This window comes from Photobacterium malacitanum (assembly GCF_900185615.1).
Lineage (GTDB): Bacteria > Pseudomonadota > Gammaproteobacteria > Enterobacterales > Vibrionaceae > Photobacterium > Photobacterium malacitanum.
Map to the genome: position 1 here is coordinate 410,238 of NZ_FYAK01000001.1, position 20,599 is coordinate 430,836.

Below are 20,599 nucleotides of genomic sequence, written 5' to 3' on the forward strand. Positions count from 1 at the left end.
AGCTGCTGATTTTAAATAATTTTTGTATTTTGAGGCGTAATCAAACCAATTTATTGTAACGAAATATTTACAGCTATTATTGCAATAGCTAAAATCAATCAATGAAACGCCTTAGCATGTTGGTGCTAAGACGTTAATAGGATTAAGCGATACGTTCTAGGCCTTTGGCGAGATCATTTAGTAAATCATCACAGTCCTCTAAACCTATATGAACTCTTACTAATGTACCGTCAAAATCAACCTTACCAGCAGGACGAATACGGTTAAGTTCTTCAGGTTGGTTAGTTAAAATCAGCGACTCATATCCTCCCCATGAATACGCCATACTAAAATGGGTAAAATTATCAAGGAAATTGGCAATCTGTTGACTATCAAGACGCTTTTTAAGCACGAATGAAAACAATCCACAACTACCACTAAAGTCACGCATAAAAAACGCATGCCCTTTGCAACTAGGTAAAGCAGGATGATTGACACGTTCAACTTGTGGATGCTGCGCTAACCATTCAGCAATCTTGATACTACTTTCATGATGTTGTTTTAAGCGTACCCCCATCGTCCGTAGACCACGGGCTGCAACATAGGCTGTATCCGCATCAACCATTTGTCCCATTAAATAAGACCGCTCTCGCAACTGCTCCCAACAACGACTATTGGCAACAGCAGTACCTAACATTGCATCTGAATGACCAACGATATATTTAGTTCCTGCTTGAACCGAAATATCAACACCATGATCTAACGCTTTAAATAACACCCCCGCAGCCCATGTATTATCAACAATGATCACAATTTCAGGGTTTATAGCTCGAACAGCTTTTACAATGGCTGGTATATCTTGCACTTCCATAGTGATTGAACTGGGAGATTCTAAAAACACGACTTTAGTATTGGGTTGAATTTTATCCGCAATATCAGCACCAACAGATGGATCATAATACGTCGTATCGACATTAAGCCCTTTTAACACTACATTGCAAAAATCTTGAGTTGGTTCATAGGCAGCCCCCGTCATTAGAAGGTGATCACCTGCAGCCACAAACGCTAAAATAGTATTAGCAACTGCTGCTGCGCCACAAGGATAGAGATAACATCCTGCCCCGCCCTCGATTTCAACCATCGCTTGTTGAAGTGAAAAATGGGTTAAAGTACCACGACGACCATAAAACAATTCACCATTAGCACGATTAGCTGTGGCTTGTTTTTTATCTGCAACTGAATCGAACACTAATGACGATGCTCGTTGAATAACACTATTTACAGCCCCTTGACCAAATTTCTTTGATCGTCCAGCAGTAACCAATTGAGTATTAATATTCTGGCTAGACATGTCACTCCCTTAATATTTCACTGTATGTTATTGAATATTCATTGTATAGCACGAATAGAGACATCAAACTAGCAACCAAAAGTTATTGGTTATTCCTCATCGTCGATCACAAGCCGTTGCTAATACTGTATATTATCTATACTTCCTATAAGAGTGATCACCCAATGAAAAAGATATGCATTACAATTTTGACGTTATTGCTATTTTCTAGCACTGCCTTTGCTGACACTAATATTTGGCTAAATAGCAACCATAAAAATATCACTCCCAATGCGGTAATAAAAAACAACCAAATATGGTTAGCTAATAATCGCACTCAAACACCTAATTTCATTATCTTGCATCACATGGATCAATCGAAAATCACCCAAGCATTAACCAACAACCAAGCTGTTATTGTGATTAAAAACAATAAAATATGGATCAATGAAATAAGTGACCAGCCACCTTTTGCAATATTAAAAAACAATAATCAGATCTGGCTGCAAGATAATCATAGTACTGTCGCCAATGCGATTATTAAATCAAATGGTACTTTATGGTTATCAACCAACACTTCTTCTATTGCTGATGCTTATATAGGTGGTAATAACCAACGTCAGGATGGGTTCATTATTGCTGCATTAATGTTATCTCAGCAATTAGGCTAGTGTAATTTACAAATATTCCTTAAAATAGAAGATCGCACCAAGTCATCACTCAAAGAGTACAGCAATGATTAATAATGAATTAAGTGTTATCGATAGCCTTGAAGAACTAGAAGCTTTTCTACTTTCCGTTGAAAATGGTGGCCTTGGGCTACAAAATGTAGAAGGTGTTGGCATGGCAACGAACAATGCTGATGGTCGTCATTTTGTTGCAGTTTTTAACGATAAGCAGCAACTGATTTATGGCCGCTGGGTTACCGATGATGTGTTTGAGAACGGCAAAGAATTAGTCAGTAAAGGTCCACGCCACACACATTAATTAACGCGTTACATACTTTTTTACTAAAACGCCGATAATCAAGATTGGCGTTTTTTTATGTTATAACAAACCAATAGACAAGGTTTGCTATTTTATTCGTTGATGTACTACTATCAATCAATAATATACAAGATTCACAATCTATAAATAAAGTTATCAGTTCTAATATTCACCGATTATTTTTATCAATACGGCAAGATAACGCTAATAACATCACTTATATAAACATTAAGGACATTATCATGCCAATATATTATCGTTCATTTCCTCTGGTTATCATTTTAAGTTCATTAATAATAACTACTAATGCTAATGCTACATCAGAAAAGTGCAGTCAATTAAGTACAGCAGTAGATAAAGCTATCTGTACTTCATCTGAATTAACCAAGCTCAACCATCAGCTTGAACAACAATATCAACAAATAAAAAAAGCCCATAGTGCAGTTGATCAGGTGGTTATCTCAAATACCCAACAGCAATGGCGCGAACAAATTGAAAAACAATGTACAAGACAAGAATACATGGAAGGCTGTATTCGTCTTAACTTAAAACGTCAGCTTTACGAACTAAAACATGAGTCTGCGGCACTAACAACCGTCAGTAAAAAGTGGCGTCGATTAAATAGTTCTCTACGACAGTATGCTAATACCATAAAAAGCAACCATAAGCAGTGTCCAAATATTTCTCGCACACCGCCTAAAAATATAAAGCAATTAATTCCAAGCCAATATCTTTATGTGAAATCTTTAGTCAATCCACAATGTGACACTGTGATTCGTACCTTTGCAGGATGCGGTACATTGAAAAATAACCGCTGCAATAGCTGGCAGTTAAAACTTGTGGCTTCTGATGCTAATAATCAACACCCTTATGTCGTCGGTACGTTAGCAACAACCCATAGAACAGGCAATAGCGGTGCGATTTTTGTACCTTATAAGTTTAGTCCTAATGGCAAAAATATCATCTTAAAAGCGATGATGGGTCCACCAGGTGCTGGTGGGGGCAATATTAACTACGGCTATGATGTTATTATTCATAATAGTCAACAACAACTTTCAACGTCAACCCAGCATTACCTTGCGCCTGCTAATGCTCATTTTTATGCTAATAATACTCGAGTGGCTTATTTAGAAAATTCTCCATTACTGCCTAATTACCCACAACCGGGTGGTGGTTCAAATAACGGCAAATTAGTGATTAAAAACATCAATACTGATGAAGTCTTAATGACCAAAGAGCACACAGATACAAGCTATGCCATAAAAAAAATAAACCTAGCCGACCACACGATGACAATAGCAACAACTGTACATCGATTCGGTGGTAAATGCCCAAGGAAGGAGGACTCGCTTGGTTGCAGCTCTCGTACAACCACAGAACAAAAAATCCCCCTTCCCTAATGTAGTGGTGTAGATTTTAATAAGAAACAACAGTATTAGCCCTCATTAGTTATATAAAGTAATTTTGAGGGCTAGCCTTATTGCTTATCTATATCGACTTTTTGTGCTTTATCTTGTGTTGATTTTACTCGGTAAGTGCCATCTTTATAGGTAATGTTAAAAGCAAAATTACTTAAAATAAGCCCAATAAAAATAAAATTATACATGGAATGAATAATAGCCAATGCCTTAGCATCATGACCTATTGGTGCCATATGGCCATAACCAATTGTTGTAGCGGTTATAAAACTAAAATAAATTGCATCAAAATTAGATACTAACTCACTAACCCCACCCGTTGCTTTATATAACACAGCAAACCCTAAACACACTTCAATATAATTAATAACAAGCATTAAATAAGAACGTTTCTTAGAAATCGGAGGACTATAAATATCAGAAAGAAATATCACACCCAGTAAATATAGTAATGTTTCAAGTAGAAGATAACTAATAAGGATAATTGCAAAGGTTGAATCTTCCAAATTACATCTAAATATTATTATTGGTGTGATTAATTTAAATATAACATAGATTTCAGAACAAATTTTTCGCGGTAACAAGCCAAATTTCCCTGAAATATGACGAAGATATAAACCAGGAAATACATAAGAAGATAATACCAAAAATAATTTAAATAAACGTTCAATACCAAAGGTATTCTCTTTCTCATCGTTCCAAACGGCTTTTAGGTGATCATTTTGAATCGTAATCGCCGGTCTTACGCACCGAAATTCAGTACTCCAATGACTTAGAAATAACTTTCTTAAAAAACTCAAAACAACTCCTATGATTACTACTATTACCCAGCATAGCTGCTTTATAGATCATATCATTATTTAATAATATATTTTGTTTCATTTCTCTCATATTAAGTGAATTATAAATATAATTTACAGCAATATTTAAAATAATACCATTATAGAAAAAGATGTAAGACATAACATGCAAACTTAATAAAGCATGCATATTATATCCTACATCAATATTTTTATTGTATATTTCAAATATATCTTAAATCACGATATTTATGAACGCGATGCTTGATAAATAGGTTCAATAGTTTTTGCTAATGCTGCATCAAAATCTGCTTGTGCTTGATCAGCAAATAAATCATCCGTTAATACGCGAGAGAAACTTGCAATAATGCCATTATTTGCAGCTAGTTTTTCACACGCCTGCATAAGTGGAAAACCACCTGACAGTGCCACAACTTTAACCACGTTTTTATGAGCAATTAAGCCACTGTATAAATTAGCTTGTTCCGGTAATGTGAGTTTAAGCATAACAAGCTGATCATCGTTAAGTTGATCAAGTTGTGCTGATAGTTCACGATTTAGAATCTCTTCTGCTTGCGCTTTTTCAGGACTATCAATACTAACTTCAGGCTCAATAATAGGTACCAGACCACCAGCTATAATTGTTTTTGCAACTTCAATTTGTTGAGCAACAACAGCTTTAATGCCGGCTTCATTAGCATCCCAAATAACAGAACGCATCTTAGTACCAAATACATCTTTGCTTTTTGCTTTTGCAACAAGTGTTTCAAGACCAACAATTGGTTTCATAAGCTGAACACCATTAGCTTTGTCTTCTAGCCCTTGGTCTACTTTAAGGAAAGGTAATACCCCTTTATCTTCCCAAAGGTAAAGTGAAGACGGTTTACCTTCAATTTCACGATCGAGTGTGTTTTCAAATAAGATTGCACCAATAACTTTCTCGCCACTAAACGCAGGGCTAGTAATAATACGAGAACGCATCGCATGTACTAAATCAAACATTTGCTCATCATTACTATAGGTACTTTCTTCAATACCATAAGCTTTTAAAGCTTTGGGAGTACTACCACCACTTTGATCTAGTGCAGCAATAAAACCTTCTTGAGTGCGCATTTTTTCTAGTTGTTGTGTGTTAAATGTAGTCATAAATTGTCCCTCTGCGATTTTAGTTAATTCTGCATACTCGTGTAAACTAGAGTAGTACTAATTAATCAAAAAACAAAAAAATTAAAGTTTTCAACATGTAGCCTAGTTTTTGATTTCATTCCCTTGACTTGCTATCTACTATATCGACAATTTTGTTAACTTAATATAGTGCTTTTGACAATTAATAACCAAAAGCAGCCAATTCGAGCTTAATAAAATAATATTTTCAATCAGAAGAAAGTAAGGCATTGTTTATACGAAAAAAAACCGTATACCTTATAAGATATACGGTTTTAAAATATATAGATTGGAACAACAGTTAAAAATAACTTTGCTAGCTTATCTGTTTATGCTTGTAGAGCAGCATATTGGTCAAGGTCAGCAACAGTAACAGCGGTAATAAACTCACCATCTAGGTAAAAATTCACAGCATCACCTGCTTTCTCTCCACGCAGTAATGTTGTAGTGCCATTACGGTGAGATACTTTCATTTCTAACGTGTTGTCATCAAGCTGCTTAAATGCTGCCGCTTCAATATCACTATTCTGTACACTTGCTAATGGTACTGTCGTTAAAGAGCGATCCAACATACTGTTGATCTTCAAATATGTGTTTAACTTCATGTCTGCAACTGCTGGTGACTTACCAGTAATTGGGTTTTTCCCTGTCCAGAACTCAATTGAATTGAAGATAAATAAATCTGCAGTTGCAGCAATGCCATATATAGGGCTCAATAACACATACAATCCTGCACGACCATAGCGGTTATCGACAGCTGACAAATTCGCTTTTGTTACCACTTTAGATACACCCATTTGACCAATACAGCCTGTTAGTGAAGTGGTTAATAACGCAATTGCTACAGCTTTAAGTGCAAATTTTTTCATTTAAAATAAACTCCGAACATATGATCTGACTAGACCAAAACGTGCGGATTATAATTTTTTTCATTTTCATTACGAGCAAATAAGTAATAACAAATGTTTCATTTGAAACAGTACAGTCACACATAGTGAAATAAATAATAACGAAGTCTTCTTATAGATTAAAAATCATACTTTTAATATAAAGAAAACCCACGCAGATAGCATAAAAAACCATATAAAACGACTAACTATTCGAGCTTTAATTTTGAATAAAAAGCTTTTATTCTTCATAACCACCCAAATAACATACCAAAATGGAATTGTTTTATGCTTTTTATTCATGTCGTATTTTTAATACAAATGCATATGTTTTTGATTATTTTATTTAAAAAAAACATAACCCTATTGTAGAATACTCAAACGAGCTTCCTAGCCATAATCTTTATATGAATATAAAAATACTTAGACTTCGGTATTCATTACAACTATCACAGAACGATATGGCTCTGATTTTAGGAATATCTAGAAGTACATTAGTGAGAATTGAACGAGGTCAGATTTCTCCCAAAGCAGATATTATAAAAAAATTATCTTTATTGTCAGATAAAGAAATTAGTTATTTTTATAATTCTGAGGATAATTTTATAAAAAGAATAAAAGAAATCATTAACGACAATAACCTTAGCGTCGATGATGATATTTTATTACTATTAATAAAAAAAATTGAACTTGATATCATTGGCGATAATTTATGAAACAAACACATTATAGAAAAACATTAATATCTATAAAAATTATGCGCGATTTTATAAAACAAAAAATATTGAACAACGATTTATCGGATATCAACCTACTCCTTGATATATATGATTCAAAAATCACAGAGCTATCGGTAATAATTAATTTAAAAACTGGAGGTGACATTTAAAATTTATGCATAACAACATAAAAAAAGCCCGTTCTGAGTTAAAAATATCACAATTAGAAATGTCTCAATTATTAAATGTTTCAAGACAATCCTATATTGATATTGAAAATGGAACAAGAATTCCACGCGCTGACTTATTATTAAATATATCACTCATTACCAATAAAGAAATTTCCTTTTTCTATAATGAACATAGCTCAAGTAAGTTAGACCATATAGCTTTTTTATTAAGGAATAAAACAGATCAAGAAAAAAACAATTACCTCAAAATATTAGAATCTCTAATACAAAAAAACAAAAACAATCATTTATCTTAATGGTATATTATGAACAGCATTGAAATTACAAAAAAACAAATAACCGATGCCATTTTCACAGGAAAAATACAACCATTTATTCAGCCTATAGTAAATAAAAACAAAGTGTTAGTCGGATATGAAGTCCTTGCTCGATGGATCGTATCTGAACATGAAATTCGGTTACCTTTAACGTTCATACCGATAGTCAAAGATGACCAGCAACTTTCTGAACGCTTAACAAATGCTCTCTTGTTACAGCTAATCAGTCATTTTAAATTCCATAATAATAATGGGCTATTTATCTCTATAAACATATATAGCCATAGTTTAACTACACCAATTATTAATTTACTAATAACGTTAAATCGATCGATAAACGTGGTTATTGAAATACTAGAAAATGATGACATCATCAACATTGAACATTTTAGAACAACCTTAGATTTTTTAAAAATTGAAGGGATAAAAGTTGCAATCGATGACTTTGGATGCGGTAACAATGTCAATAAGCGACTGTTTGACTATCCTTTTGATTATGTAAAAATTGATAGATTTTTTGTTAGAGACATTGATATTGATGTATCTAAATTCAAATCACTGCAGGTAATAGTAGCACTAATACACCATTTCGATTTACCTATTATTGTAGAAGGTATAGAAACCGAAACTATTTTTAAATTATTAACTGGCCTAAATATAGAAATGTATCAAGGGTACTTATTTTCAAAACCTATTCCTTTAGATGCAAAGTTATCTTTATCTCGCGACACTGCTCTAAACCAATGCGTTTAAAGCAACTAAAAACCCACCAATAATTAACATTCATCCAACAATGGTGCTTCGATATAAAACTTGTTATCAAAGCACCAAAAACGCTACAAAAAATAGCACTCATCAAATCATACCAAAAGAGTATGACTTTTGGCTTTTTTTGGTCGCTTTTTATCGCCGTATCAGCGGTCCACCTTTAAAATTATGCATAAAGTATAAATAAAACCATTACTTGTCATAATGATAAATAATACATTTCATTTGAAATCTACATCTTGCATCTGATAACTAACAAATCACAATTGTTTCATACAGCAAATTAAAGAGTCTTAAGTAATTCTTAAGTTACATCACAGATAATCTGACTATTGATTGACTATTTGCAGAGAAAACAATGCGCAAAATTTTCCACTTAAAGATGACCAGTTTTATTGTATGGATGTCGCTCTATTTCACCTTTTGCTTTAATTTCCCGACCATAGCAAAGATCTTTTCGTTAAGTAATACGGTATCAAACCCGCTTTTTCCCTATACTGCGCCTATTGTTTTAATTGCGGCTTTTATCATTATTTTTAGCTGCTTATGTTGGCCATACATTTTTAAAGCCATCATGATTTTTTTAGTCATCACATCATCAATGGCATTATTTGCTGAAGTCAATTACCACACTTTATTTGATAATGCCGTTATTGAAAGCATCTTCCAAACACGCTCTGATGAAGCATTATCGTATGTTAATTTACATTCTATAACATATATTATCGTCTTTGGTTTAATCCCAAGCATTTGGATTGCTTGTATTAAAATCACTAAACGCGAAACATTTATTAAAGAAATTATTGCACGGATTATACTTATTGGTATCGCGACGACTGCACTACTTATCATCGCGTTAACGAACTACAAAAGTTATGCCGCAGTTGGTCGTAATAACCACTATTTAAACCGTATGATCATACCCGGCCATGTTTACGCCGGTGGTAAATATTTATATAAGGAATTTATTTACAAACCACTGCCATACAAAAAACAAGGCTTAGATGCCAAACTATTACCAACCAAAAACCACAAGCCGACATTATTTGTCATGGTTCTTGGTGAAACCGCACGTACTTATGATTATGCCTATAATGGTTATAAACGCGACACTAACCCTTACACTAAAAATGAAGGGATCATTTCATTTAAAAATGTACAATCATGCGGTACTTACACTGCATTATCGGTACCGTGTATGTTCTCGAACCTAACCCGTGCTCACTACAATCAAGATCGTGCTTATAGTCAAGATAACGCCATTGATATTATTCACCGCGCTGGTGCTGAAGTATTATGGATCGATAACGATGGCGGCTCAAAAGGTGTTGCTGCAAGAATGCCTTATATTGCAACAGACACATCAAAACATAATCAATATTGTGACGGTACCAGTTGTTATGATGGCGTAATGCTAAGTAAAGCAGCAGCCTTTATAAACAAAGATGATAAAAATAAGTTACTTGTATTACATCTTATTGGTAGCCATGGCCCAACATATTTCCAACGTTATCCAAAACAATTCGACCGTTTTAAGCCTTCTTGTAACCGTAGCGATATTGAAAATTGCACCGACCAAGAAATCAAAAATGTCTATGATAATACTATTCTCTACACTGACTATGTCGATGAGCAAGTGATTAAGTTATTGAAGAAAAACGAGAACAAGTACAATGTTGCGATGCTATACATGTCTGATCATGGTGAATCGCTAGGTGAAAATGGTTTTTATCTTCATGGTGCACCTTACCCTATAGCACCGAAAGAACAAAAACATGTGCCGTGGTTATTATGGATTCCAACTCAATATGCGCAGCAAAAAGGTATTAATCTTAGCTGTTTAAAAGCGAAAGAAAACATTGGCCATTTATCACAAGATAATTTGTTCCATAGTTTATTAGGCCTTTATGGTGTGCAATCTAAGGTAATCAACCCTGCACTTGATATTAGCGCGAGCTGTAGAGTTAAACCATAAACAATTAAGGTAACACTATGATTTAATGTATACTTATACATCCTGTATAAGTATACATTTTTACGTTGAGTTTATAATGAAACTGTTAATTATTGAAGATTCCTCACCATTGCGCCGTAGTTTAGTCGTTGGTTTCAATAACTTAGGGATCACGACCGATGAGGCAAGTAATGGTACAGATGGACTCAGCTTAGCACTTAATAACCCCTACGATATTATCATTCTAGATCTCATGTTGCCGGGTATCGACGGAATGGAAATACTTAAACAATTAAGGCAATCAGCACTACAAACACGGGTTATTATCCTTTCTGCTAACAGCCAACACCAAGACCGTATAAACGGGTTGCTGCAAGGCGCAGACGATTACCTTACTAAACCATTTTCTTTTGATGAACTACACGCTAGAGTTATTGCTATTTCTCGACGCGGTATTATTAATAATTTTAGCAACACCATAACGATCAATGGCTTTACTTTAGATTCAAACACCATGAGTCTGCATTATGAAGCGATCAATATTAATCTGACACCTAATGAATTTAAAATTATTGAGTACCTCTTTAACCATCCAAATCAAGTGATGAGCACAGCAATGATCAGCGATAATATTGCCAATAATTTTGATTATATTTCTAAAAATACTATCGAAGCGCATATTTCCACTATACGAAAAAAAATTAAATCTCATCCAATTACAGCGACTTTTCCACTTAAGAATAAACGTGGTTTTGGCTACTATATTGAGAATGAATAATGAGTAAAACACGTTCGATAAAAAGAAACTTAATTAATGCAATTTCCGCAATCTTTGGATTATTTATCATTATTGTGTATACATTTATTGATACAAGTATTGATGATTGGGCTCAACAACAGTTCAAAGCTGGACTCAAAGAGCAAATGGAGCAGATAAAACTCCTGATCAATGATCATGAATCTGCCATTGTTGATAATAAAAATAGTCATTATTTTTACCAAATATGGAAAAACAATCAAACAATCAAACGGTCATTAAATCTTCGTCCCTATCCTGAACTAGACCTGCGCCACACTAAAATTGCAACCAACTCAAATCAGCTAGTTCAAGTAACTATGCCAAATAATGCACCAGGGCAAGCACTTTTATCATCATATGTTCATCGCAACAAAGATGGTTCAAGCGACTCTATGTATATCACTGTCGCAACCTCAACCAAAAGCCTTACTCGTATAACAGGACTATTAGATATTTTGCTGATTGGCAGCTTTTTATTATCAATGATTATTATTCGAATTGTGACGAAAAAAATTGTTACTCAAGGATTACGGCCTTTAGACTCATTAAACCAACAAATTAAAACCTTCAATAACAATAATGACGATTCAAATAAGCATTTTATTTTTGATGGCGAAAAAAATTACTCTGAAATTGACTTAATAATTAATGAATTAAATAATTTTTTAATCATTAATCGTAATAGCATTGAAAATGAAAAACGCATCACATCAGATATTGCACATGAAATAAAAACGCCTATCGCCGAACTAATTACACTCACAGAAGTCCACCAGCGTTTTCCTGATGATAAACGCTTAGCAGAAACCTTTACTGATGATATTTTACAAATTTCAAATAGAATGCGAATAATTGTCGAGAACTTATTATTACTTCAGCGGACATCATCGGCAATTGAACTATATAAACAACCATTAGATCTGAAGGTACTATGTGATGTTATTGGACAAGAATTAACCTTTAAATACCCTGATATCAGCACTCGAATAACCAAAAACATTCCACTTGATACCACTATAATTGCTGATACATTTAGCTTAAAAACAATTCTAACCAATTTGGTTGATAATGCGCTGTTTTATAGTTTACCCACTACCAATATCCAAATAAACGTTATCGATAAAACGCCAAACTTCATTATTGAAATCATTAACACCGCGACTGTTCACTATTCAGAAACTGAACTCGAACAATTAGTTCAACCGCTTTATCAGCATGATCGTTCAAGATCAAACGATAGTCGCTACGGTTTAGGACTATCGATTGTTAATAATATTTGTAAAATCAATCAGTACCAATTAACGATTTCACAAACAATAAATGGCAATTTTAATGTGAGTATACACATTCCAAAACAGTAGCCATGCAATTGATATTACTAGATATTTTGTTCCTATTTCACTATTTAAAATATTACATTCAGCCGAAGCTAGATTAATATTTTGATATTCGTATAAAGAATGCGATTATGCACGTAATTTATAGCGTCATCTTTAAGCGAACAATCAAATGCAGAGTAAAGTACATAATGTAATGCCGTGGCGTCAGGATATTTTTTCAGGATTATCCGTTGCTGCCATTGCCTTACCCGCTCAAATGGCAACAGCGCATTTAGCTGGTTTTCCCGTAATTTATGGTTTATACGTTTTTGTTGTATCCAGTGTTGGTTTTTTCCTTTTTGGCAGCAATCGTTATTTATCATGTGGTGCAGATTCTACTATCGCACCTATTTTTGCGGTAAGCCTTGCAGGTTATGCTGCGTTATTCAGCGCGCAATATATGGCACTTGCTTCTTTATTAGCATTACTGGTTGGTGGCATTTTACTTGCAGTATATGTATTTAAATTAGGTTGGGTTGCTAATTTATTGTCTTACCCAGTGACATTAGGTTTTTTGGCTGGCGTATCAATTCATATCATTGTAAGTCAACTACCTGCAATTTTAGATCTGCCGCATGACGTAGCTTCACCGTTTGCTGCTATTTACCATTTAATGCTGAACATAAAACAATTTAATATTATTACCACGTTAATTGGCGGTGGTGTTTTTAGCTTTATCTTTTGGTTTAGTCACCAATATAAACGCTTCCCTGCTGCCTTAGTTGCTTTAGCTGTTAGTATTGCAATTGAAATAGGACTAAATGCCAATAATGTTAATATTCCAACCTTATCTAACCCTGCTGGTTTTGAGTTACATTGGATGTTTATTGGCCTTCCTTGGCAACAAGCATTAACAATTTTTCCATTAGCGTTATTGATCGCAATGATTTGTATTGTTCAAACATCAGCAGTTTCTAATACGATTAAAGATCGCAATACCACCCCTAACTTTAACCGCGATTTTGCAGGTATCGGCTTAGGATCGGTATTATCAGGGTTAATTGGCGGTTTTCCTGGCAATGCAAGTCCCCCACGCAGTATGTTAATTCAGCAAGGTGGTGCGCACTCAAAATGGGCGGCATTATTTTCAGCTGCGGTAATTTGTTTAGTGCTACTCTATGCGCAAAATGTGTTTCATTTGATCCCCAAAGCAACATTAGCGGGGATCTTAATGTATGTCGGCTTAAGCATTTTCAAATGGACTGAAATTAAACGGATTTACCAACAGAATCGACAAGAGTTCTATCTATGTCTTGCAACCATATTAATGATAGTCACTTTTAGAATTGATATTGGGGTAATGTTTGGAGTGTTATTATCATTACTGCATAGTGTGTTTATTATCACTCGTCCAAACTGTGAAGAATTATTTCGTGAACCTCACTGCGATCATTGGGGGCACCGATCACGTTTAAACCCTGAAGATAATTTATCAACTGAAGAAAATGTTGCCGTGCTTCACTTTTCAGCGCCGTTATATTTTACGACCTTTTCATATTTTGAAGAACGTATTTTGCACCTTGCTAATACTCGACCACTGCTGAGTTTGATCATTATTGATGCGAGTAGTATCAGTGATATGGATTTAACTGCGGTGGATAAAATTGAAGTATTAAGTCAAAAGCTGACCCATCGCAACATCACATTGATCTTTGTTAATATCGAGCATCCAAGATTTCGACGTTTGGTTGAAACCACTAATCTACTGACGATTTTAGGTCAAAAAACCGAATACAACAGTATCGAAATCGCTATTAGTGCCCATCGCTAACTTATTTATATGACACGAGATATGTGCCACATCACGGCACATATCTCTTCATTATTATGCTAAATGCTTGGCTTGCTGTTGCAATTCTTTTTCTGCTTTTACTAAATCTTCAAAAGTCCAACCTGCAGCTTCTGTTTTAGCCATAAGATCGCAAATATCAGCGATTTGGAATACATCTTCTGAACTATCACTGTAACTTACGACTAATTGTTGATCTTTCATATCCCAAGCCTCTGGATCTTTATCACCAATAAGCCCATCTAAATAATCACCTAAACAGCAATGTACGATTAAGAAGTGTTGCATCTGCAATTCTGAAACACCAAACATATTAGCGGCTTCAACATAATCATACATATAGCTTGCTGATTCAGTATCAATAAAAAATTTAGTGACTTCTGCATCCCAATACTCAAAATCAGTAACTTTAGACGCTACATAAGATTCAATTGCATTCACAACCACACAATAATCATTAACCATTGACTCATATTTGCTAGACATAACGCCCCTTTAAATGCTGCTTATATACACTATGTTGAACAAACACAGGCACACGGTTTAATTTTGTCGCAATTATACTCAATACCACGGCTATTGATAACAATAGGCGCACAATAGTGCACCATTATTTTATAGATTGGCGACTTTATTTATGAATATATAGATTAATGAAATAAATATAGATTTACGTTCAAAAACTTAGCATTTGATATTTATCATACAATTATGTCAATGGTTCAATTATATTGCTTACGATTTATATCATCAGCAAAGAATCATTATTATGAAAAACAATAGACTAGGACTACTGTACAGTAGTATTACACTTTTATTTTGGGGTATATTACCCATTGCCTTAAAACTTTCTGAACAATTCATTGATGCGACATCACTGAGTTGGTTCCGTTTTTTTATTGCATTTATTATTATATTTTTAATGCAATTATCTACTAAAAAATTGCATCAATTTCGAGAAATAACGCTCGTAGACACTATTAAACTTTTATTTGCGGGAGTATTTTTAACCCTTAATTACGTTACCTTTGTATTAACATTAAAATACTTATCTCCAGGAGAAGCTCAGCTAAACTTTCAAGTAGCCCCTTTTTTTCTAGCCTTTGGTAGCTTGTTATTTTTTAAAGAGCGCTTAACTGCTATTCAGCTTTCTTGCTTATTCACTTTAGCTATTGGTATTATTCTTTTCTTTCATCCTAATATTAGTGGCCATATCAATACTGGTAGTAACGTTCTCATTGGGGTTGGTATTATTGAATTTTCTGCACTCTCTTGGGCATGCTATACCCTGCTACAAAAATCGCTGTTGGCTAAATTATCAACCTCAAATGTATTAATGTGCGTATTTGGTGTTGGTATGATTTTATTAACACCATTAACAGATTTTACTCGTTTAACGACACTAACCGGGTTTGACTGGAGTATTGCTCTTTTTTGCGCATTTAATACCCTAATCGCTTATAGTGCACTGGCAAAAGCATTAGTATTTTGGCCTGCAGCTCAAGTCAGTGCCGTTGTCGCCGTCGCACCTGTGATCAGCTTTATATCAACGGCATTGGTCGTTACGATGGGATGGTGGCCGACGATAATTAAATCACACCACTTAAGTGCATTATCCATTGTTGGCATCATTGTTATTGTGGGCTCTGTTGCCACCATGCAATTATTACCGCATTTATTGATGAAAAATAAGCAGCACCAACAAGTGAGTTAAAGCTTCCTCTTCTTCAAAGGGCTATCACACAGCCCTTTTTAAACCCATTCACTTTTATCTAAACAAAAAAGTACTCTCTCAGATCACCCCTATATACTTTTAACGAAAAGAGAATTTGAACTGAGGGCTTTTTTAGCTAGCTCTTTTGCCTTAAAATGCAAACTATTATCATTATCAACTAATAGAGTGTCGCATTAATGAATATTGCCATATGGGGGGCGAGCAGCGGATTGGGCGCTGTCATGGTCGATTACTTCCATCAACAAGGTTTCAATGTTATTACCATTGCAAGAAATCCAACCAAAAACCCTAACATATCACAACAACAGATTCGATCTATTTGCTGCGATGCGACTGTTAAGCAGCAAGTTGATGACACTATTGCTCTGCTGCCAGAAAATACGATAACCATATCAACAATGGGCAGTTTTCAAGCTGACGCTCCCGTTGATTATATTGGTCACCGCTATTTAATTGACGCCCTTGAGCAGCAAGGATTAACACGTTTATTACTGATCACTTCTCTGGGATGTGGGGATTCATGGCAATTTATGTCAGAGCGAGCAAAACAGGTGTTTGGTAACGCATTACGTGAAAAAACACTCGCTGAGGCATGGCTACAAAGCAGCCGCTTAGACTATACCATTCTTCGCCCCGCAGGACTTAAAGATGGTAGCCCAACGCATCAAGGTGAACTTTCACAACATATTGAAATTCATGGTGCGATTACACGTGGTGAAGTCGCGCGATTAAGTCATGAGTTACTATTAAATAACGACTCTTTAGGCCAAATATTTCAATGTATTGATCCTAATATCGCCGCTTATTAACATTTAGTGATTAGAATAATAAATAGAGTATGATTCTACAACGTGATGATTACTCTACTATTCGATTAAGCTTTCAACTTATATTCTATTAGCGATCATTCAAATATTCAGCATTAAATAGATACAACCAATACCAATTAATAATAAATTCACAATGCAAATCATATTCACTGAAGAATTATAATCAAACCAGAACATGTAATTATATTGGTACTTGTTAAGCAATTAATTAACATTAGTGTTTATGTAACACATGCAAATAATAAAGTTATTCAATAGCTCAAGCACTAACAAACAAAAAAAATTAAAACCTTCGATATTACAGTTAGTTACTTAATAAAAATTTAAATGCTAATAACCATTGATAAAATTAACCATCTATTAGCTTTGTTTTTTATAACATCTCATCAACCTAGCTACCATAACCAACCTGAATAAGTTTAATAAATCCAGAAAAAACACGCCATAAAACACATTTCATTACAATTAATCTAAAAAAACATCGTGCACTTGAATCATTCGAAGGTATATATTGCAAAAAAAATACTAACAAAGCATTTAATCGCAATGAAAAGACGTAATTTTTTACAACTCCTGACTATTGGTTCAGGCTTAGCTTCAACATCTGCATTAGGCCAATTGCCAAATGCAACTGAAGCTGCATTTAATAACCGTGACATATTTGGCCAATTCACTCACGGTGTTGCAAGTGGTGATCCATTACACAACGCTGTGATTCTATGGACACGCTTTATTCCCGATTCATCTTTAAATTTAACGCAAGCAGCAGTTAAATGGGAAGTGGCGACGAATAAAAGCTTCACGAAAAACTATAAATCAGGCACAGCTATTGCTGATAGCAAAAATGATTATATTGTTAAAGTTGATGCTAAAGGCCTATCTGCAAATAAAACCTATTACTACCGCTTCTCGGTTGGTGTAATTAAAACTATTGTTGGTAAAACGCGGACGTTACCTAAAGATAAAAACGTTAAAGAAGTACGATTTGCGATTGCAACTTGTGCTAACCACCCTGCTGGTTACTTTAACGTATATAAGCAAATCAATGCCGAACATAAACGTAATCCATATGACGCTCTATTGCATATTGGTGATTACATCTATGAATATGGTATGGGCGAATATGCGAGTGAGAATGCCGTTGCTCTTGATCGTGTTCCTTCACCAGCACACGAGTGTATTACGCTAACCGATTACCGTAAGCGTTACTCGCAATACCGTTCAGATCCTGATCTGCAAGCATTGCATGCTCAATTACCTTTCATCAATATCTGGGATGATCATGAAATTGCAGATAACACATGGAAAGATGGCGCGTTAAACCATCAGCCGCAAGAAGGTGAGTTCATTACACGTCGTGAAGGAGCTATTCAAGCATTCCATGAGTGGTTACCGATCCGTGACAACATGGTTGCAGACGGTGAGATTTACCGTAGCTTTGTATGGGGCGATCTTGTTCACCTACTAATGCTTGATACACGTGTAACTGGCCGTAGTAAGCAGCTTGATTATGCTAATTACAATGCAAATGATCCTAAAGGAGCTTATAAGCAGCTACAGAAAGATCTGTATGCGCCTTCTCAAAAGCTATTAGGTAAAAAACAAAAGCAGTGGATCAAACAAGAGTTTGAAAAGCACGATGCGCGTTGGACAGTACTTGGTCAGCAAGTATTAATGACCAAAATGGATGTGCCGTTTAACCTTCTAATTGCATTATTAGGTGCAAAAGAAGCACATCGTACTCGCTCATACTATGACGGTAATATCGTTATGGAAGCAGCACGTAACCCAAGTCGTCTACTAGCACCTTATAACTTAGATGCTTGGGATGGTTACCCACGAGATCGTGATTGGGTATATAAGCAAGTTGACACTTATGGTAAATCATTAGTTAGTTTTGCTGGCGATACACATAATGCATGGGCTGGTGAGCTCGTAAATAAAGACGCTCAAAACTGTGGGGTTGAATTTGCAGCGTCGTCTGTTGGTTCTCCTGGCATGGAATATTACTTACCGTTGCCTAGAGCATTAATGCTTGAATTAGCAAAGTTATTCCCATTACTGATTAAAGATCTAAAGTGGGCAAACATTTGTGATCGTGGCTTTATGGATGTCACATTTACTGCAGATGAAGTAGAAAACAAGTGGATTTTTGTTGATAACATCCTATCTCATGATTATTCAGTACTACCAATTGTTAGCGCTGAGTCTGAAGGTCTATACCTTGATGAAATAGAAACTGATGACGATGATGATCACGACGATGATGATGATCACGACGGCGACGGCGATGATGATCATGACGACGACGATGACGACGACGATGACGACGACGACGACGACGACGACGATGACGACGACGACGACGACGACGACGATGACGACGACGACGACGACGACGACGACGATGACGACGATAGAAAAGATGACTAAATAACAATAAAGTGCACGCTATTATAATCAATGCACATTATTTAAAACGTCACTATCATCAGTCGCATTAAGATAGTCACTAAATAATGGCCTCAATATTTATTGAGGCCATTTTTATAAATAATATAATCAACACTTAAGCTGTTATTAAATAAACTGATTCGCCTTAGCCCAACGTTTAATCACATCTTTTGCTACTGGTGCTGGTCCAAAAAATCGCTCATGTTGAGAAATGTCAGCAACAAAGCGGCCTTTTTTAAAGAACAAGAACATTTGTAACATGTCATAACCCAATTCACTAAAAAGCTTAATTGGGCGTACAAATAACGAGAATACAAACCAAGGGATCGTCCACGTTGATAGCTTTTTGCCTGTCACCTCAGTGATCATTTGTATCAGTTCAGCTTGGCTTTTTGCGCCATCTTTCCAACCGACATCAATTGATTGATTATTAATATCATCACCAACATATACTGCTGCTTGTGCTAGATAATCAGCTAAATCATCAGTGAGAATATATGACCACTTGGTTGTTGTATCGCCAATAGCATAAAAGCGTCCCGCCTTAAAACCATCAGCAATATAGTCTGAGGTTTGATCTAAAAATGCCGGAGCACGAACGAAGACATAAGGGATCCCTGCGCGTTTAATCACATCTTCAGCCACTTTTTTAGCATGAAAATGCGGTACACTTTCAGCTTCATCACTGTTAACAATACTCAAGAACACAAACCGCTTGATATTTGCTCTTGCCGCAGCTTCAGCTAAATTCTTATTACCCTGAAAATCAGCATCAAGACTTTCTTTCATATATCCATTAGCAGAGCTAATTACAATATCAACGTTCTGCATTGCTACATCTAATGACTCAGTATCCAGCATATCGGCTTTAACCCACTCTAACGCTGCAAACTCATTATCACTTGGTGCACCTTTACGTGACATCGCCTTAATATCAATATGTGGGTACTGCATTAAACTACGTAAAATTTTACGACCTAAAAAACCAGTCGCACCAACAACAAGTACTGTCTTCTTTTGAGTTTGCATAATCGTCTCTTTTCCGTCTTCATTTGATAAAGCCATGTTATACAATTCCATTAATGACTTAAACAATCTA

Annotated in this window: 20 protein-coding genes; 14 read left to right on the plus strand and 6 right to left on the minus strand. The window is 35.2% G+C overall.

Annotated features, from left to right (window positions below; translation table 11 throughout):
- Nucleotides 1-142 precede the first annotated feature (142 nt).
- The gene (gene metC / locus PMAL9190_RS01800) at nt 143-1,330 is read right to left on the minus strand and encodes a cystathionine beta-lyase (RefSeq protein WP_087843655.1); all 1,188 of its coding nucleotides are present in this window, start codon (nt 1,328-1,330) and stop codon (nt 143-145) included.
- A 164-nt stretch (nt 1,331-1,494) separates the two neighbouring features.
- Between metC and PMAL9190_RS01805 the strand changes: the two genes are divergently transcribed.
- The 3 genes from PMAL9190_RS01805 (at nt 1,495) to PMAL9190_RS01815 (ending at nt 3,696) form a co-directional block, all read left to right on the plus strand.
- Nucleotides 1,495-1,980 carry a hypothetical protein gene (locus PMAL9190_RS01805; RefSeq protein ID WP_087843656.1) on the plus strand — a complete coding sequence of 162 codons (486 nt, stop codon included), beginning with the start codon at nt 1,495-1,497 and terminating at the stop codon, nt 1,978-1,980.
- Nucleotides 1,981-2,047: 67 nt separating this feature from the next.
- Complete coding sequence (locus tag PMAL9190_RS01810) at nt 2,048-2,296, plus strand: hypothetical protein (RefSeq protein WP_087844191.1); 249 nt, start codon at nt 2,048-2,050, stop codon at nt 2,294-2,296.
- 242 nt (nt 2,297-2,538) lie between these two features.
- Entirely contained in the window at nt 2,539-3,696 is a 1,158-nt protein-coding gene (locus PMAL9190_RS01815; RefSeq protein WP_087843657.1) for a lysozyme inhibitor LprI family protein, read from the plus strand.
- Nucleotides 3,697-3,773: 77 nt separating this feature from the next.
- Here PMAL9190_RS01815 and PMAL9190_RS01820 read toward each other — a convergent pair whose 3' ends face one another.
- The 3 genes from PMAL9190_RS01820 to PMAL9190_RS01835 all read right to left on the minus strand — a co-directional run bounded on the left by PMAL9190_RS01820 (nt 3,774) and on the right by PMAL9190_RS01835 (nt 6,547).
- Nucleotides 3,774-4,514, minus strand: a complete 741-nt coding sequence (locus PMAL9190_RS01820) for a potassium channel family protein (protein WP_065176400.1) — start codon at nt 4,512-4,514, stop codon at nt 3,774-3,776.
- A 249-nt stretch (nt 4,515-4,763) separates the two neighbouring features.
- Complete coding sequence (locus PMAL9190_RS01830) at nt 4,764-5,660, minus strand: fructose bisphosphate aldolase (protein ID WP_087843659.1); 897 nt, start codon at nt 5,658-5,660, stop codon at nt 4,764-4,766.
- Nucleotides 5,661-6,007: 347 nt separating this feature from the next.
- Nucleotides 6,008-6,547 (minus strand): DUF3332 domain-containing protein, encoded by a 540-nt coding sequence (locus PMAL9190_RS01835; protein ID WP_087843660.1) that lies wholly within the window; start codon nt 6,545-6,547, stop codon nt 6,008-6,010.
- 425 nt (nt 6,548-6,972) lie between these two features.
- On the opposite strand from PMAL9190_RS01835, the gene PMAL9190_RS01840 reads away from it, so the two are divergent.
- The 8 genes from PMAL9190_RS01840 (at nt 6,973) to PMAL9190_RS01870 (ending at nt 14,463) form a co-directional block, all read left to right on the plus strand.
- Complete coding sequence (locus PMAL9190_RS01840; RefSeq protein ID WP_087843661.1) at nt 6,973-7,281, plus strand: helix-turn-helix domain-containing protein; 309 nt, start codon at nt 6,973-6,975, stop codon at nt 7,279-7,281.
- Nucleotides 7,278-7,454 carry a hypothetical protein gene (locus tag PMAL9190_RS20155; protein WP_159458347.1) on the plus strand — a complete coding sequence of 59 codons (177 nt, stop codon included), beginning with the start codon at nt 7,278-7,280 and terminating at the stop codon, nt 7,452-7,454. The genes PMAL9190_RS01840 and PMAL9190_RS20155 overlap by 4 nt, the downstream gene beginning before the upstream one ends.
- Before the next feature lie 5 nt (nt 7,455-7,459).
- Complete coding sequence (locus PMAL9190_RS01845; RefSeq protein ID WP_087843662.1) at nt 7,460-7,771, plus strand: helix-turn-helix transcriptional regulator; 312 nt, start codon at nt 7,460-7,462, stop codon at nt 7,769-7,771.
- Between the two features lie 9 nt (nt 7,772-7,780).
- A complete protein-coding gene (locus PMAL9190_RS01850; RefSeq protein WP_087843663.1) occupies nt 7,781-8,545 on the plus strand; it encodes an EAL domain-containing protein in 765 nt (254 codons plus the stop codon).
- A gap of 373 nt (nt 8,546-8,918) precedes the next feature.
- Complete coding sequence (locus PMAL9190_RS01855) at nt 8,919-10,535, plus strand: phosphoethanolamine transferase (protein WP_235004259.1); 1,617 nt, start codon at nt 8,919-8,921, stop codon at nt 10,533-10,535.
- A 76-nt stretch (nt 10,536-10,611) separates the two neighbouring features.
- Nucleotides 10,612-11,292: a response regulator transcription factor gene (locus PMAL9190_RS01860; RefSeq protein ID WP_087843664.1), complete on the plus strand. Its 681-nt coding sequence runs from the start codon at nt 10,612-10,614 to the stop codon at nt 11,290-11,292.
- Nucleotides 11,292-12,674, plus strand: coding sequence for a sensor histidine kinase (locus PMAL9190_RS01865; RefSeq protein ID WP_087843665.1), 1,383 nt, complete (start codon nt 11,292-11,294; stop codon nt 12,672-12,674). Before PMAL9190_RS01860 ends, PMAL9190_RS01865 begins: the two co-directional genes overlap by 1 nt.
- Nucleotides 12,675-12,822: 148 nt before the next feature.
- On the plus strand, nt 12,823-14,463 hold the full coding sequence (locus PMAL9190_RS01870) for a SulP family inorganic anion transporter (protein WP_087843666.1): 1,641 nt from the start codon (nt 12,823-12,825) through the stop codon (nt 14,461-14,463).
- Between the two features lie 54 nt (nt 14,464-14,517).
- Here PMAL9190_RS01870 and PMAL9190_RS01875 read toward each other — a convergent pair whose 3' ends face one another.
- A complete protein-coding gene (locus PMAL9190_RS01875) occupies nt 14,518-14,967 on the minus strand; it encodes a hypothetical protein (protein WP_087843667.1) in 450 nt (149 codons plus the stop codon).
- 283 nt (nt 14,968-15,250) lie between these two features.
- Here PMAL9190_RS01875 and PMAL9190_RS01880 point away from each other — a divergent pair, with 283 nt between their 5' ends.
- From PMAL9190_RS01880 to PMAL9190_RS01890, 3 genes are all read left to right on the plus strand, one after another.
- The gene (locus PMAL9190_RS01880) at nt 15,251-16,195 is read left to right on the plus strand and encodes a DMT family transporter (RefSeq protein ID WP_087843668.1); all 945 of its coding nucleotides are present in this window, start codon (nt 15,251-15,253) and stop codon (nt 16,193-16,195) included.
- Between the two features lie 197 nt (nt 16,196-16,392).
- Nucleotides 16,393-17,025, plus strand: coding sequence for an NAD(P)H-binding protein (locus tag PMAL9190_RS01885; RefSeq protein WP_087843669.1), 633 nt, complete (start codon nt 16,393-16,395; stop codon nt 17,023-17,025).
- A 567-nt stretch (nt 17,026-17,592) separates the two neighbouring features.
- Nucleotides 17,593-19,479, plus strand: coding sequence for an alkaline phosphatase D family protein (locus PMAL9190_RS01890; RefSeq protein WP_087843670.1), 1,887 nt, complete (start codon nt 17,593-17,595; stop codon nt 19,477-19,479).
- Between the two features lie 147 nt (nt 19,480-19,626).
- Here the strand turns inward: PMAL9190_RS01890 and PMAL9190_RS01895 are convergent, their stop codons facing one another.
- The gene (locus tag PMAL9190_RS01895; RefSeq protein ID WP_235004260.1) at nt 19,627-20,565 is read right to left on the minus strand and encodes an SDR family oxidoreductase; all 939 of its coding nucleotides are present in this window, start codon (nt 20,563-20,565) and stop codon (nt 19,627-19,629) included.
- Nucleotides 20,566-20,599 lie beyond the last annotated feature (34 nt).

Coding starts and splice junctions, on each gene's coding strand:
- metC (WP_087843655.1), bottom strand. CDS start 1,330: ATGTCTAGCCAGAATATTAATACTCAATTGGTTACTGCTGGACGATCA.
- PMAL9190_RS01805 (WP_087843656.1), top strand. CDS start 1,495: ATGAAAAAGATATGCATTACAATTTTGACGTTATTGCTATTTTCTAGC.
- PMAL9190_RS01815 (WP_087843657.1), top strand. CDS start 2,539: ATGCCAATATATTATCGTTCATTTCCTCTGGTTATCATTTTAAGTTCA.
- PMAL9190_RS01830 (WP_087843659.1), bottom strand. CDS start 5,660: ATGACTACATTTAACACACAACAACTAGAAAAAATGCGCACTCAAGAA.
- PMAL9190_RS01835 (WP_087843660.1), bottom strand. CDS start 6,547: ATGAAAAAATTTGCACTTAAAGCTGTAGCAATTGCGTTATTAACCACT.
- PMAL9190_RS01840 (WP_087843661.1), top strand. CDS start 6,973: ATGAATATAAAAATACTTAGACTTCGGTATTCATTACAACTATCACAG.
- PMAL9190_RS20155 (WP_159458347.1), top strand. CDS start 7,278: ATGAAACAAACACATTATAGAAAAACATTAATATCTATAAAAATTATG.
- PMAL9190_RS01845 (WP_087843662.1), top strand. CDS start 7,460: ATGCATAACAACATAAAAAAAGCCCGTTCTGAGTTAAAAATATCACAA.
- PMAL9190_RS01850 (WP_087843663.1), top strand. CDS start 7,781: ATGAACAGCATTGAAATTACAAAAAAACAAATAACCGATGCCATTTTC.
- PMAL9190_RS01855 (WP_235004259.1), top strand. CDS start 8,919: ATGCGCAAAATTTTCCACTTAAAGATGACCAGTTTTATTGTATGGATG.
- PMAL9190_RS01860 (WP_087843664.1), top strand. CDS start 10,612: ATGAAACTGTTAATTATTGAAGATTCCTCACCATTGCGCCGTAGTTTA.
- PMAL9190_RS01865 (WP_087843665.1), top strand. CDS start 11,292: ATGAGTAAAACACGTTCGATAAAAAGAAACTTAATTAATGCAATTTCC.
- PMAL9190_RS01870 (WP_087843666.1), top strand. CDS start 12,823: ATGCAGAGTAAAGTACATAATGTAATGCCGTGGCGTCAGGATATTTTT.
- PMAL9190_RS01875 (WP_087843667.1), bottom strand. CDS start 14,967: ATGTCTAGCAAATATGAGTCAATGGTTAATGATTATTGTGTGGTTGTG.
- PMAL9190_RS01880 (WP_087843668.1), top strand. CDS start 15,251: ATGAAAAACAATAGACTAGGACTACTGTACAGTAGTATTACACTTTTA.
- PMAL9190_RS01885 (WP_087843669.1), top strand. CDS start 16,393: ATGAATATTGCCATATGGGGGGCGAGCAGCGGATTGGGCGCTGTCATG.
- PMAL9190_RS01890 (WP_087843670.1), top strand. CDS start 17,593: ATGAAAAGACGTAATTTTTTACAACTCCTGACTATTGGTTCAGGCTTA.
- PMAL9190_RS01895 (WP_235004260.1), bottom strand. CDS start 20,565: ATGGCTTTATCAAATGAAGACGGAAAAGAGACGATTATGCAAACTCAA.